Below are 14,018 nucleotides of genomic sequence, written 5' to 3' on the forward strand. Positions count from 1 at the left end.
CGGTTCATGGGCGTGCCGAAGGGTGCCGCACACCCCGTTCCACGAGGTGGGAGCAGACGGGGCGCACAAGGGGCGGTGACCCTGGGTGAGCGAATGGCGCCGCAGGGCGTCCGGAAAATGGGGGTGTGGGCAGAACGAAGCCCCCGATCACGGGGGAACAACCGGGGGCTTCGCGACTGCGGGGCGACTCCCGAAGGCCGCTCATTCAGAACGTAAGACCTGTACGGCCCCCCGGTCAAGGAGAGTTGAGGCACTGGGAGAACTTCTCCGGCGCCGCTCTTCACAAGTTCAGCACACTGCGGATGGTCCGTCACGGTGCGTGATGAAAAGGTCCTGTCCTGGTGTCCCAGCGGGCCCCGGCAGCACCTCGTACCCCTCGGAACTCTGCCGCACCACATGATGCGCGAAGGGCCGCGAGGGGTCCTCCGTGAAGTGCCGGCGCTCGGCGCGGACCCAGCCGGCCCAGAAGTCGCTCTGCGCCGCACCGTCCCGTCGCATCCCGCGCGCCCAGGCCTCGTCGTGCGGCAACTCCATCCACAACAGCCGCGCGAGCCACGGACGCAGCTCGCGACGCCCCGCTCCGACGCCCTCGAGCAGCACCACGGGCGCGGCGGGCAGTTCACGGACCGGCCCGAACTCCCGGGCAGTCCAGTCGTACGGGGTGTACCGCGCGCTCTCGCCCCGCCGCAGCGGCTCGATCACCTGGCTCAGCAGGCGCCCGGTCCAGGCGAAGAGATCCTCGTGGGTGGCGACGTCGTCGAGGTGCAGAACGGGCGCGCCGCCGAGGGCCGCCGCCAACTCCCCGGCGAACGTGGTCTTCCCGGAGCCGGCGTGGCCGTCGACGCCGACGAGGCGGACGGGCCCGCAGGAGGGCGGCAGCCGGCGCAGCCGGGCGGCGAGGACGTCGATGGGACTTCCCGGGGTGAGATCGGAGGTGAGCATATTCCTGGGGAACATTCTATCGAGGACCCGTGCGCGGTGGATCCGTGGGTGCTGAATGGTGTTGCGTTGAACTATCGATTGAACATTCCTCAAGAAATCCCGTCGGCGCCTCCGAAGTTCCAGGTCCCGGCGGAAGCAGGTATTTCGGATACGGCATTCCGGTTCTCCGGGAAGCTGAGTAGGGTGCCTGGTGCGCAACGGCGGGACGTCGCACGGGGATGGACAGGGGAAGATGGCCGCGGGGTTATTCGAGGGGCAGTACGTGTGGCATCCGGCGGCCGACGACCGCAGACTCGCGAGCGTCTGCGTGGATGTCCGGGCCGGCCGTTTTCTGAGCGCCCACGAAGCTCTCACGGACACCCGCGCGGACTTCCCGCTCCGGGCCCACCGCTCCCTGGTCCTCGCTTCCGAGGCGGCCGACTCCGACCTCGCCGAGCGCTGGCTGGCCGAGGAGGGATCGTCGCCCGAATCCGCGCTCCTGTGGGCCCGCGTGGCCGTCCTGCGGGCGCTGCGCGCGGCCGACGCGAAGGACGACCGGGCCGAGGCGCTGGAGCGGATAGCGCTGACCGCCTGCGACCGGGCCGCCGTCATGGACCGCGCCGATCCGACGCCGTGGGTGGCCCGGCTGTCCATGGCCCGGCTGCACGACCTGCGCGACGCGGCGCCGCACGGACTGCTCACCCAGCCGCCCGGTCCCTGGCGGCTCTTCTCGCACATCCTGCGTCTCGACCCCTGGCACCGTGAGGGGCACCACCGGTTTCTGGCCTTCTTCTTCACGCGGTACGGCGGTTCCGTGAACGCGGCCTGGGACGTCGCCGCCTTCCTGAGCCAGCGCGCCCCCGCCACCTCCCCGCTGCGGCTGCTGCCCCTGGTCGCCCTGGTGGAGAGCTACGACCCCTCGCAGCTGCTGGTCGACCGCACCTGGGAGCAGCCGCAGTGGCGTTCGACGGCGCTCGCGATCTACCGGCACTGGCTGCCGGAGGCGTCCGGATACCGCTTCACGCCGGTGCTCGACCTGGCGTACCTGGCGCACGCGCTCTTCATGGCGCAGTGCGAGTTCGAGGCGCGCGCGGTCCTCACGGCCATGGGGCCGTACGCCAGCCGCATGCCGTGGAGCGTGTTCGGCGAACCCGAGGAGCAGCTCTCCCGGGCCCGCCGCGCCTGCGGCCTGGCCGCACCGGGAGCCCCCTGACCGGTCGCCCCGCCCGGTGTCCGGAACACCCCGAGTGACCTCACGAAACCCCCGAGAGAAAGGTCAGTTGTGTCAGAACGGATATCGGCCCCCCACGCGCGAGCCCGTGCCGGACAGGATTCCGCCACGCTCGACGACGACGCGACACTGCACGCGATGGGATATCCGCGAAAACTCACCCGCCGATTCAAGGCGTTCGACAATTTCGCGATCTCCTTCACGATCATCAACATCGTCTCGGGTATTTTCTCGTCCTTCGGATTCGGGATGAACGCCGGCGGCCCCCGCATTCTCGTGTTCGGCTGGATCGGCGTCTCCGTGATGGTCCTCTTCATCGGCGCGGCGATGGCCGAGGTGGCCTCCGCCTATCCAACGAGTGGGGCCCTCTATTTCTCCGCCGGAAAGCTCGCCAAGCGGCACAAGGGCGCATGGTCCTGGTACACGGGCTGGCTGAATTTCGTGGGTCAGGTGGGCGGCACCGCCGCGACCGGCTACGCGGCCGCCACCTTCATCCAGGCCTTCGTGGCCCTGCAGTGGCACACCTACGAGCCGACCGCGCAGCAGACCGTCCTGATCACGGGGCTGATCATCGTGCTCCAGGGTCTGGCCAATACCTACACGGTCCAACTGGTCGCCCTGCTCAACCGGATCTCCGTCTGGTGGCTGCTGGTCGGGCTCGTCGTGATCGTGAGCACGCTGGTCGTCATGCCCGACGACCACCAGTCGCCGTCGTTCGTCACGCATTTCGCGAACAACACCGGTTTCACGAACGGGCTTTACGGCGGGATGCTCGGCCTGCTCGTCACCAGCTGGACGTTCACGGGCTTCGACGGCAGCTTCCACATGTCCGAGGAAACGGTGCGGGCGACGGTCAACGCGCCCAAGGGGATCACGCGCGCGATCGGCTATTCGGCGATCACCGGTCTCGTCCTGATGCTCGCCCTCGTCTACAGCATTCACGACTACGACAAGGTGGCCTCCTCCTCGGCGCCGCCCGTCCAGATTCTCATCGACGGACTTGGCATGGGCATGGCTAAGGTCATCCTGCTCATCGTGATCGGGTCCATGCTGTTCTGCGGGCTGGCCAACCTGACCAGCAACACCCGCCAGATCTTCGCCTTCTCGCGGGACGGGGCTATGCCGGGCTCCCGCTGGTGGCACTCCGTCTCGCCCCGCACCCGTACCCCCGTCAAGGCCGTGTGGCTGGCCGTCGGCTGCTCGCTGGTGCTCGTCCTGCCCGGCTGGTGGTCGCACACCGCCTTCACCGCGATCGTCAGCGTCAACGTCGTCGGCCTCTTCCTCGCCTACGCCGTGCCGATCTTCCTGCGGCTGCGGCTCGCGGACGAGTTCCAGCCCGGCCCCTGGAACCTGGGCCGATGGAGCAGGCCGGTCGGCTGGGTGGCCGTGATCTGGATCCTCGCCAGCAGCGTGCTCTTCATGCTGCCGCAGGGCTCGCCCATCACCGGCGACACCTTCAACTACGCCTCGATCGCCCTCGCCGCGGTCCTGATCGTGGCCACGGTGTGGTGGTTCGCCACCGCACGCCGCCGCTTCCAGGGCCCCGTGAGCTACGGCCGCCCCGACGAGGTCGCCGCCATGGACCTGGTCTGATCGAGCCCGCGCCCCGGCTCCGGCATCCGCCGGGGCCGGGTGCCGCAGGTCATGCCAGTGGTCCTTACCAATATTGGTGGGCGTGGCATGGCCGAAAGTGCTGGCAGAAGTCGGCCCCCGGCGTCCATAGTTGGCCCACGACCGAGCTTGGGCCCGCCCGTTCCGGACACCTGGGGGTCAACCACCCATGAGCAGAGCCGAACAGCCGTCCCGCAGAACAGTCCTCGCCGCCGCGGTAGCCGCGGCGGCGGCGGTGGGGGCCACCGGCCCCGCGGCCGCCGCCGTCCCGGACCGCCCGGCCAGGGCCCACGGCGGACTCGTGGACAACCGCGCCTGGACCTCGTACACCGACTGGCGCAGCGGCGCCGCACGGGGCACGCGTGCCGTGCCGGGCGTGCGTCCCGGTCTGGTGATCGTCGCCCGGGCCGGCACCACGGACTACACCGACCCGCACACCGGCAGGACGGCCACCTGGGAGTACGCGACCTGGACCAGCCCGGTCCACCGGCTCGGCGTGCCCGCGACGGAGGTCATCGCCTCCTGGAACGCGAACACCCCGGCCGGCACCTGGCTGCAGGTGGAGCTGACCGGCACGTACTCCGACGGCACGGCCACCCCCTGGTACGTGATGGGCCGCTGGGCCGCCGGCGAGCAGGACATCCGGCGGACCTCCGTCGACGACCAGAGCGACGGCCGCAGCAGCATCTGGACGGACACGTTCGCCATCGACGACGCGGCCTCCGGACTGCGCCTCGTCTCGTACCGGCTGCGCCTGACCCTCTACCGCACCCCCGGCTCCCGGCTCACGCCCACCGTGTGGCGGCTCGGCGCGATGGGCTCCGACATCCCGGACCGCTTCACCGTCCCTGCCTCCACCCCGGGGCTCTCGCAGGAACTGCGGGTCCCGCGGTACTCGCAGGAGATCCACGCCGGCCAGTACCCCGAGTACGACAACGGCGGCGAGGCCTGGTGCAGCCCGACCTCCTCGCAGATGATCATCGAGTACTGGGGCCGGAAGCCCACGGCGGAGCAACTCTCCTGGGTCGACCCGGCGTACGCCGACCCGCAGGTGTGCCTCGCGGCCCGCTCCACCTTCGACTACCAGTACGACGGATGCGGCAACTGGCCCTTCAACGCGGCCTACGCGGCGACGTACAAGGACCTCCAGGGTGTGGTGACCCGGCTCGGTTCGCTCACCGACCTGGAGACGCTGATCGCCGCCGGCATCCCGGCCATAACGTCCCAGTCGTTCCTCAAGACCGAGCTGACGGGCGCGGGGTACGGCACCTCGGGTCACCTCATGACGGTCATAGGGTTCACCGCCGACGGCGACGTGATCGCCAACGACCCGGCGTCTCCGGGCGACGACGCGGTGCGCAGGGTCTACAAGCGTTCCGAGTGGGAGAACATCTGGCTCCGGACCAAGCGCCACAACGCCTCCGGCGGCGTCTCCTCGGGGACCGGCGGTGTCTGCTACCTGTACTTCCCGGCCCATCCCTCCCCGCGCCAGGTCAAGGCGCTCGCGGCGGTGGGCATCCGCTGAGCCGACGGGCGGCCCCCGCGCGGTGGGGCCGCCCCCGGGCTCAGCCCTGGACGGGATCGACCGTCCAGTCCGGGTGGTTGGGCATCGGCGGGGTCTTCGCGCCGTACAGCCACGGGTGCAGGAATCCGTCGAGATCCTGGCCCGCCGTCTTCGAGGCCAGGTCGATGTAGTCCCGCGTCCGCGCGCTGCGGTCGCGGAAGGTGGTGACCCAGGCCCGTTCGATCTTCCGGAACGTGGTGTCGCCGACTTTCTCGCGCAGCGCGTACAGCACGAGTGCCGAACCGTCGTAGCGCATGCGCTTGAAGAGGTTCGGTTCGGTCGGCTCGGCCGGGGCGCCGTAGTCGTGCCGCCACTGGTCGTGGCTCGCGTACGCCGTCCGCATGGCCTCCTCGAAGCTCGCCCCGCCGTGCTCCTCGGAGTACAGGCGCTCGTAGAACCGCGCGTGGCCCTCGCTCAGCCACAGGTCGGACCAGGTCCGGATGCCGACGCTGTCGCCGGTCCACTGGTGGGCGAGTTCGTGCACCTGGTTCCGTTCGGCGCTCACCCGGTCGCCCAGCAGGTCGGCCTTCGGGATCAGGGACAGCGTCTGCGTCTCCAGCGCCACCGCGAGATCGGTGTCGCCGACGAGCAGTCCGTACCGGTCGAACGGGTACGGGCCGAGCCGCTCCTCCAGCCACGCGAGGTGCTCGGCGGTGAGCGCCCGGTACTCCGCGGTCGGGGCGACCAGGTCGTCCGGGACGACGTCACGGATCGGCAGGCCGTGCGGACCGGTGCTCTCGACGGAAGTGAACCGGCCGATCGCCAGCTGGACGAGCTGGGTGGCGACGGGTTGTTCGGAGTCGTACGTCCACTTCACGCGTCCGCCGGCCAGTGCGGTGCGGTCGGTGAGCCTGCCGCCCGCCACGGCCGTGAGCCCGGCCGGGGTGGTGATGTGGAAGGTGACCGGAGCCCGGCGGCTCGGGTGGTCGTTCGACGGGAAGATCATCTTGGCGCCGTCGGGCTGCGGGTAGAGCACCGTGCCGTCCGGCGTCGGGATCCACCCGTAGTCCTCGATCGCGTCGTCGCGGTGGCGTATCCGTGTCGGGTCCGCGGTGTAGGTGACCTTGACGGTGAAGGCCTTGCCCCGGGGCAGGGGCGCGCGGGGGGTGATGACCAGCTCGTCGCCCTCGCGCGCGGCGACGGCCGTGGTGCCGTTCACGGTCACCGTGTGCAGGGTGTTGCCGGCGAAGTCCAGGTCGAAGCGGGAGAGCGCCTGGGTGGCGGTCGCCCTGATCGTGGTGGACGCCTCGAAGGGCGTGCCGGGAGCCTGCCAGTCGAAGTCGAGGGTGTAGCGGCTCACCTCGTAGCCGCCGTTGCCGTCGAGCGGGAACACCGGGTCGCCGAGCCCCGCCGCGCCGGGGGACGGGACGTCGGCACGGGACGAGGGGGCCGAGGCCGCCTGCGAGACCGGACCCGTGAGGGCGACCGCCACGGCCAGGGCGAGGCGGGCGCGGCGGCGGCGTGTCCGGAACGTGCTCATCGAGGACCTTTCGGTTGGCTGAGCCGGGATGTGTGACGAGACCCACACCCTTCGCGCCCCGTCGCGGCATTCCCAGGCATTCGACGCTGGTCGAAACGTCGGCGTGAGCAAGCTCTCTACCGCCGGGGCCGGCTCCGGTGGCAAGGTGGTCGGGCCGGTGGGGAGCCGGCGGGGCGGGCGATTCGACCGCACCACTACGTCAGCGAGATGCCATGACCACGAGCTCCGCCACCGCCTCCCGTCTCCGTGCCCGCACCGGCGGCCCCCGGGAGGACGGCCCGAAGATCCTCGAGCACGTGCTGGGCTGGACCCTCGTGGTGGTCGTGGCGATGCTGGTGACGCAGCTCGGCCTGTTCTGAGCCGACGGCGGGGATCGTCGATGCCGGGCGCATCCGTGCCCGCGCCGTCGGACGCGGCCGGTCCGGGCCGCCGGGCGCTCCGTCGATCGCGTGCGAGCGAACGGTCGCCACGCTTCTGCCATACTGCGGATGTTCCGTCGGCAGTCGGAGACCAGGGCCAGAATTGAATAATAGTCAACAGCGCGATGCCGAGCGTCCACGGGCGCGCGGCACCGACCGCTCACTGGCGCGTCGCGCCGAACTCATCGCCATCGGGCGGAGATTGTTCGCCGACACGTCCTACGACGCACTCTCCATGGACGACATCGCGCGTCAGGCGCATGTCGCCAAGGGGTTGATCTACTACTACTTCAAGTCCAAGCGCGGCTACTACCTCGCCATCGTCGAGGACTCCGTCGCGGACCTCGTCTCGCGTGCCGCGGGCGGTCTCGAACTACCCCCAGTGGAGCGGGTCCACCGCACCATCGACGGCTACCTCCGCTACGCCGAGCAGAACCAGGCCGCCTACCGCACCATCATCGCGGGCGGCGTGGGGTTCGACGTCGAGGTGCAGGCGATCCGGGAGGGCGTGCGCGAGGTGATCGTCGAGACGATCGCCGAAGGCGCGTACGGCCGGGGCGGGATCGGGCCGTTGCCCCGCATCGCCCTGCTCGGCTGGCTGCACGGTGTCGAGGGGGCCACCCTCGACTGGATCGGCCACCAGACGGTGTCGCGCGACGTCATGCGCGAGCTGCTGGTCAAGATGCTCGGCGGCACGATGCGCGCGATCGAGGAGATCGACCCCTCGTACGTCGCGCCGCCGGACGCCCGCCGGGACGGCTGACGGGCACTCGACGCCCGTCAGGGCCGACGCGCAAGGGGCGGACACCGTGACCGGCGTCCGCCCCGACTCGCTTGCCGCGAAGGCTAGTTGATCGACTTGATCAGCTCACCGTTCGAGGTGTCGCCGCTCAGCTCCCAGAAGAAGGTGCCGCCCAGGCCCTGCGCGTTCTTGTAGCTCATCTTGCCCGCGATGGTCGACGGGGTGTCGTAGCTCCACCAGTTGGTACCGCACTTGGCGTACGCGGTGCCCGCCACCGTGCCGGTCGCCGGGCACTTCGCCTTGAGCACCTTGTAGTCGTCGATGCCCTGCTCGTACGTGCCCGCCGCCGGGCCGGTCGCCGTGCCGCCCGGTGCCGCCTGGGTGACGCCGGTCCAGCCGCGGCCGTAGAAGCCGATGCCGAGCAGCAGCTTCGAGGCCGGGATGCCGAGGCCCTTGAGCTTCGCGATGGTCGCCGAGGTGTAGTAGTTCGCCTTCGGGATGCCGGTGTAAGAGTTCAGCGGCGAGTGCGGGGCCGTGGGACCGGTCGCGTCCCAGGCGCCGAAGAAGTCGTACGTCATCGGGTTGTACCAGTCGACGTACTGGGCCGCGCCCGCGTAGTCCGTGGCGTCGATCTTGCCGCCGGTGGTGGCGTCGGCCGTGATCGCCGCGGTGACCAGGTTGCCGCTGCCGAACTTCGCGCGCAGCGCGGCCATCACGTTCTTGAACGCCGCCTTGCCGCTGGTGTCGCAGGACAGACCACAGGAGTTGGGGTACTCCCAGTCGATGTCGATGCCGTCGAAGACGTCCGCCCACTTGGAGTTCTCGACCAGGTCGTAGCACGACTGGGCGAACGCGGCGGGGTTCTTGGCGGCCTCGGTGAAGCCGCCCGACCAGGTCCAGCCGCCGAAGGACCAGAGGACCTTGAGATTCGGGTGCTTCTTCTTCAGCTCGCGCAGCTGGTTGAAGTTGCCGCGCAGCGGCTGGTCCCAGGTGTCGGCGGTGCCGTCGACGGACTGGTCGGCGGTGTAGGCCTTGTCGGTCGCCGCGTACGAGTCGCCCATGGCGCACTTGCCGCCGGAGACGTTGCCGAACGCGTAGTTGATGTGGGTCAGCTTGGCGGCCGAACCGGACGTCTCGACGTTCTTGACGTGGTAGTTCCGGTCGTAGACGCCCCATTCGGTGAAGTAGCCGACGACCTTGGAGCCCGCTGCCGCGGCGCTCGCGGACTGCACGGTGCTCGTGGTCGTCTTGCCGGCCGCGCTCGCGTCGGCCGTTGCCGTGCCGGCGCCGGCCAGCAGTCCCGCACCGAGGACGGCGCAACACGCGGCGGAGACGAGGGCACGGACCGATGTGCTTCTGGCGCGGACGGAGCGCCTGACGGGGGAGAGGGCGCGGGGGAGGTGCGGTCGGAGCATCTGTTCTCCTCGTGGGGGAGGGGAGCGTGAGGCGTTCGTGCCGGGACCTGTGGGCGGCCGTGAGGGGCCGCCGCATGCCGCTTGGCATGAACGCGGTGAGGCGTTGGGGGAACCCTAGGAGGACTAGACCACTGCGTCAATGGTTCGGACCAATTCCCCACAGCGCGGCTCACGGCCGTCAACTCCCTCTCGGTTGCTCCGGATTGGAGGCGTCAGTGCCCGAACAGGGTTCTCCCCGGTGCGTGGACGGGGAGGGCTGTGAGTGGCGCCGAGCGTGCCTGCCGGCTCCGACGTGCGCGTGGCCCTGGGCGTGATGCCGGCGATGTGCGGTCGGCGGCCCCGAGGCTCGGTCAGGGTGCGACGCCCTGCGGGTCCCGGCCCACGCCGAGATCCCCGCGCGGGCCCCGGTGCGCCCCGAACTCGCCCTGCGGGTCCGGCCCCGGGCCGAACTCCCCGCGCCGGTCGGGAGCCACGCCGAACTCGTTGCGCGGATCCCGGGACGCGTTGAACTGCCCCTCGCCCCGCGGATCGCGGACCGGGACGAAACGCGGCTCGCCGCGCGGATCACGGGTCGCCCCGAAGGTGCTGTACCCGTACATCGCCGACGGCGCCGACAGGCGCACCCACTCCGGGTCGTGGCGCCCCGGCAGCGTGCGGCCGCGATCGGCCCACGCGCGCATCAGCGCCCGGTAGATGGGCGGATCCTGGACCGGCGGCGCGGGCGGGGGCGGCGCACGGTGAACCGATTCTGCCGGAACCGGGACGAGGATCCGGCGCCGACGCCCGGGCGCGGCATAGGTGGGGTTCATACCGGGGCAACGCCGGGGCGGGCGGACAGGTCACCCGCCCACGGATTCGGGTGTGCGTTCGCGACGGACCCCGTGCGGGGCTCCAAGGGCGAACGCACCGTCTGGTCCGCCACCGTTATCTGACGTACCGTCATATCTGCCGCCGGGGGCCGTACCCCTCCGGGCGACGTCAACTGCCGCGCGCCCAGGGAGACCTGCCGTGACCGACGACCGCCCCGTTCCCCTCGACGAATACCCCGTGCACCAGGTCCCGCTGTCCATGAAGCATGTGGCCGGCGGCGACCGGAACGCCTACGACCGCTGCATCTTCCATGTCCTGGACCACCGGGGCCGCGCCCTGCTGATCCTCGGCCTCGGCGTCTACCCGAACGTCGGGGTGATCGACGCCTACGCCACGCTGCGGCTCGGCGACCGCCTGCACGCCGTCCGTGCCTCGGACGCGCTCGGCGACGACCGCATGGACCTCGCCGTCGGCCCCTTCCGGATCACCGTCGAGGAACCGCTGCGCCGGTTCCGGCTGCGCTCCGACGACGACTCCCTCGCGTACGACCTCACCTGGACCGCCGACTTCCCCGCCCTCTGGGAGCCGCACCACGTCCAGCGCCGGGGCGGCCGGCTCACCCTGGAGGGCCGCCGCTTCGTCCAGGCCGGCGGTGTCGAGGGCGTCATCCGGGTCGAAGGCGACGAGATCCCGGTCGGCGCGGGGGAGTGGACCGGCACCCGGGACCGCAGCTGGGGGGTGCGCCCGATCCCGGGCGAGGAGGGTGGCCGCCTCGCCGCCGAGAGCCCGGCCGAGGGGTTCCACTGGATCTGGTGCCCGGTGCGGTTCGAGGACCGCTTCCTGATGGTCGTCGTCCAGGAGGATGCCGACGGGTACCGGGCGCTGAGCGACGCGACCCTGGTGCGCGAGGGCCACCGGGACCTCCAACTCGGCTGGCCCCACGCCGACATCACCTACCGCTCCGGCACCCGCCGGCCCACCTCCGCCGTCCTGCACCTCACCCACCCGCAGGACCGCCAACCGCTGGAGCTGGGCGTCGAGGTGCTCTGCTCGTCACCGCTCGCGGTCGGAGCGGGGTATCCGCCCGCCGACGACTGGCAGCACGGCACCTGGCGCGGCCGCGGGTGGACCGACCGGCGCGTCTACGACCTCGCCGACCCGGCCGCCCACCCCCTCGCCGGCTACGGCGTGACCGACCACGCCGCCCGGTTCACCCTCGACGGGCAGGTCGGACACGGGATCTTCGAGCACGGCTCGTTCGGCCGCCACGACCCGAGCGGCTTCACCGGGTTCGACTCGGTCGCGCCCTGAGAGGAGTGGCGAGATGGCCACGGCACCCGCACCCCGCCCCCGTACGACCACCCGCGACCCCGGCGAACTCGCCCGGCGCCTGACGACCTGGCTCGACGCCCGCCTCCCGGGCGCCAGAGCGGTGGACGTGCGGATCCCCGAGTCCAACGGCATGTCCAGCGAGACGCTGCTCTTCGACATCGACCACCCCGAACCACCGCTGAGGGCCTGTGCGTTGAGGGCCGCCGCGGACCCCGCCGCCTACAGCGTGTTCCCCGTGTACGACATGGCCCGGCAGTACCGCACGATGCGCCTGGTCGGAGAGCGCAGCGACCTGCCGGTCCCCCGGGTGCGCTGGCTGGAGGAGGACCCCGGCCCGCTCGGGGTGCCCTTCTTCGTGATGGAGCGGATCGCCGGGCGCGTCCCTCCGGACGTCATGCCGTACACGTACGAAGGCAACTGGCTGCACACGGCGAGCGAGCCCGAACGCGAACACCTGGAAGCGGCGTCCGTCGCGTTGATCGCCCGACTGCACGACCAAGTCCCCCTGGGAGAAGCGGACTTCCTGGACCTGCCGGGCGATGGGAGCCCACTGCGCCGCCATGTGACATCCCAACGCGCCTACTACGCCTGGGTGGTCGACGGACTGTCGCCCTCACCGCTCATCGAGAGCGCCTTCGACCGGCTCGAGACGCTGTGGCCGCGCGACGAGGGCGAGGCGGTGCTCAACTGGGGCGACGCGCGCATCGGGAACGTCGTCTACGACGGGTTCGACCCCGTCGCGGTGCTGGACTGGGAGATGGCGGCGCCCGCCCCGCGCGAGGTGGACCTCGGCTGGACCGTCTACCTGCACCGCTTCTTCCAGGATCTGACCGTGAGCTTCGGACAGCCGGGGCTCCCCGCGTTCCTGCGCCGCGACCGCGTCGAGGCCCGCTACGCCCGGCTCACCGGACACACACCCCGAGACATGGACTTCTACACGCTCTACGCCGCGCTGCGGCACGCGATCGTCATGTTGCGCATCGCCTACCGCCAGGCGCACTTCGGCGAGGTGGCGGTCCCCCGTGACCCGGACACGCTGATCCTGCACCACGACAGCCTGCGGGCCATGGTGCAGGGCAGCTACTGGGACGGGCCGGGCGTCGCCCGGTGAACGAGCGTGCCGTTCAGGCGGCCTGGTCCCGCATCAAAGGGACGATACGCACCGGGCGCGAGGCCGGTCCGCCCACGTGGGAGAACGGCTGCGTGCGCCAGTCGAGTCCCTGAGGGAGCGTCAACAGCAGTGCGGCGTCCTGCTCCTGGGGCTCCACGGACTCGTCGGCCGGCCTCGCGTCGTCGGCCGAACGGCCCGTGCCCGAGCAGACCGTGAGCCCGAACGGGTTCCACGGGGAGGCGCACAGCGCGTGCTCCGGCAGGATCTCCTCGTCCGCCAGGAGCGCGATCGGCTGCGCGCAGTCCGGGCAGATCACCCGGTACATCTCGAAAGTGTCGTACGCGTCGAACTCGTCGCCGTCCAGGGCGTCGTGTTCGACACCCTCCGGCTCGGAATCGAGTGCGGGCTGCCGCTTGGGCGCGGTACGACCAGGGCGCTTAAGACTCTGCATGGGATTCTCCCCCTCGGGTGGGCCGACAAGGCGCTGCGACCTCGACCACAGCAAGCACTTCCCGCCCCGTCTCTGCGGTAATCACGAGAACATCACGGACCCGGTTGCAGCTATGTGGCGTTCGTCACATGCCGCCCGCAGGTGCCTGGCCCGGCGGATCTGTCCGCCCGGTGGCGTACACGTGACTCTAAGCCACATCACAAACCGGCTATGACCTGCGCCGCTGAGTACCCCGGAGATCACGGGCCCTGTAGGTTCTTGCGCCATGGAGGAGCTGGACCGACAGATCGTGCAGCTGCTCGTCGAAGACGGGCGGATGAGTTACACCGACTTGGGCAAGGCCACGGGCCTGTCCACGTCCGCCGTGCACCAGCGGGTGCGCCGGCTGGAGCAGCGTGGCGTCATCCGCGGCTACGCCGCGGTCGTCGACCCGGAGTCCGTCGGGCTGCCCCTGACCGCCTTCATCTCGGTGAAGCCGTTCGACCCGAGTGCCCCCGACGACATCGCCGAACGCCTCGCGGGCGTACCGGAGATCGAGGCCTGCCACAGCGTCGCGGGCGACGAGAACTACATCCTCAAGGTGCGCGTCTCCACCCCGCACGAACTCGAGGAACTCCTGGCGCGACTGCGCAGCCTCGCGGGCGTGTCGACCCGCACGACGGTCGTCCTGTCGACCCCGTACGAATCGCGCCCCCCGCGCATCTGACCGCTCACGCCGGACCGGGACCGCCCCGGGATCCGGCCGACCGCGGCCCCACTTGTCCTTATGTCCCCGCGCCTGCCCGCGCCCTGCGCCCGTGCGCGCTCGTACGCGCCTGTGCGCGCGCGTGCGCGTGCGGGAGCGTTGCGGAGCGCCAGGGTGCCTCCGAGCCGCTCCGGGGCCGCCAGTGGGCCCCGCCGGCGGCACGGCGGCACGTGACGCCACCGCGGC

General features: G+C 71.0%; 13 protein-coding genes. 8 read left to right on the plus strand and 5 right to left on the minus strand.

Annotation, left to right across the window (positions count from 1 at the left end; genetic code table 11):
- Positions 1-288 precede the first annotated feature (288 nt).
- Positions 289-942 carry a hypothetical protein gene (locus ACIRQH_RS20905; protein WP_358820009.1) on the minus strand — a complete coding sequence of 218 codons (654 nt, stop codon included), beginning with the start codon at positions 940-942 and terminating at the stop codon, positions 289-291.
- Positions 943-1,174: 232 nt separating this feature from the next.
- On the opposite strand from ACIRQH_RS20905, the gene ACIRQH_RS20910 reads away from it, so the two are divergent.
- From ACIRQH_RS20910 to ACIRQH_RS20920, 3 genes are all read left to right on the plus strand, one after another.
- The gene (locus ACIRQH_RS20910; protein WP_358820010.1) at positions 1,175-2,134 is read left to right on the plus strand and encodes a hypothetical protein; all 960 of its coding nucleotides are present in this window, start codon (positions 1,175-1,177) and stop codon (positions 2,132-2,134) included.
- A 69-nt stretch (positions 2,135-2,203) separates the two neighbouring features.
- Positions 2,204-3,745, plus strand: coding sequence for an amino acid permease (locus tag ACIRQH_RS20915; protein WP_388876325.1), 1,542 nt, complete (start codon positions 2,204-2,206; stop codon positions 3,743-3,745).
- A gap of 187 nt (positions 3,746-3,932) precedes the next feature.
- Positions 3,933-5,288: a peptidase C39 family protein gene (locus tag ACIRQH_RS20920; RefSeq protein WP_358820012.1), complete on the plus strand. Its 1,356-nt coding sequence runs from the start codon at positions 3,933-3,935 to the stop codon at positions 5,286-5,288.
- 40 nt (positions 5,289-5,328) lie between these two features.
- Here ACIRQH_RS20920 and ACIRQH_RS20925 read toward each other — a convergent pair whose 3' ends face one another.
- Entirely contained in the window at positions 5,329-6,807 is a 1,479-nt protein-coding gene (locus ACIRQH_RS20925) for a M1 family metallopeptidase (protein ID WP_388876322.1), read from the minus strand.
- Positions 6,808-7,019: 212 nt separating this feature from the next.
- On the opposite strand from ACIRQH_RS20925, the gene ACIRQH_RS20930 reads away from it, so the two are divergent.
- Positions 7,020-7,166, plus strand: a complete 147-nt coding sequence (locus tag ACIRQH_RS20930; protein WP_358820014.1) for an SCO1431 family membrane protein — start codon at positions 7,020-7,022, stop codon at positions 7,164-7,166.
- A gap of 163 nt (positions 7,167-7,329) precedes the next feature.
- Positions 7,330-7,989 carry a TetR/AcrR family transcriptional regulator gene (locus ACIRQH_RS20935; protein WP_388876319.1) on the plus strand — a complete coding sequence of 220 codons (660 nt, stop codon included), beginning with the start codon at positions 7,330-7,332 and terminating at the stop codon, positions 7,987-7,989.
- 83 nt (positions 7,990-8,072) lie between these two features.
- Here the strand turns inward: ACIRQH_RS20935 and ACIRQH_RS20940 are convergent, their stop codons facing one another.
- On the minus strand, positions 8,073-9,383 hold the full coding sequence (locus ACIRQH_RS20940) for a glycoside hydrolase family 18 protein (protein ID WP_388876316.1): 1,311 nt from the start codon (positions 9,381-9,383) through the stop codon (positions 8,073-8,075).
- Between the two features lie 350 nt (positions 9,384-9,733).
- Entirely contained in the window at positions 9,734-10,063 is a 330-nt protein-coding gene (locus tag ACIRQH_RS20945) for a hypothetical protein (RefSeq protein ID WP_388876313.1), read from the minus strand.
- 328 nt (positions 10,064-10,391) lie between these two features.
- On the opposite strand from ACIRQH_RS20945, the gene ACIRQH_RS20950 reads away from it, so the two are divergent.
- Positions 10,392-11,504, plus strand: a complete 1,113-nt coding sequence (locus ACIRQH_RS20950; RefSeq protein WP_388876310.1) for a hypothetical protein — start codon at positions 10,392-10,394, stop codon at positions 11,502-11,504.
- A gap of 13 nt (positions 11,505-11,517) precedes the next feature.
- Positions 11,518-12,636: a phosphotransferase family protein gene (locus tag ACIRQH_RS20955; RefSeq protein ID WP_388876307.1), complete on the plus strand. Its 1,119-nt coding sequence runs from the start codon at positions 11,518-11,520 to the stop codon at positions 12,634-12,636.
- A gap of 13 nt (positions 12,637-12,649) precedes the next feature.
- On the opposite strand, the gene ACIRQH_RS20960 is transcribed toward ACIRQH_RS20955, so the two are convergent.
- A complete protein-coding gene (locus ACIRQH_RS20960) occupies positions 12,650-13,087 on the minus strand; it encodes a hypothetical protein (RefSeq protein ID WP_358820018.1) in 438 nt (145 codons plus the stop codon).
- 265 nt (positions 13,088-13,352) lie between these two features.
- Between ACIRQH_RS20960 and ACIRQH_RS20965 the strand changes: the two genes are divergently transcribed.
- Positions 13,353-13,793 carry an Lrp/AsnC family transcriptional regulator gene (locus tag ACIRQH_RS20965; protein WP_358820019.1) on the plus strand — a complete coding sequence of 147 codons (441 nt, stop codon included), beginning with the start codon at positions 13,353-13,355 and terminating at the stop codon, positions 13,791-13,793.
- The last annotated feature ends 225 nt before the right edge of the window (positions 13,794-14,018 follow it).

It is taken from the genome of Streptomyces sp. NPDC102279, assembly GCF_044766365.1.
Taxonomy (GTDB): Bacteria; Actinomycetota; Actinomycetes; order Streptomycetales; family Streptomycetaceae; genus Streptomyces.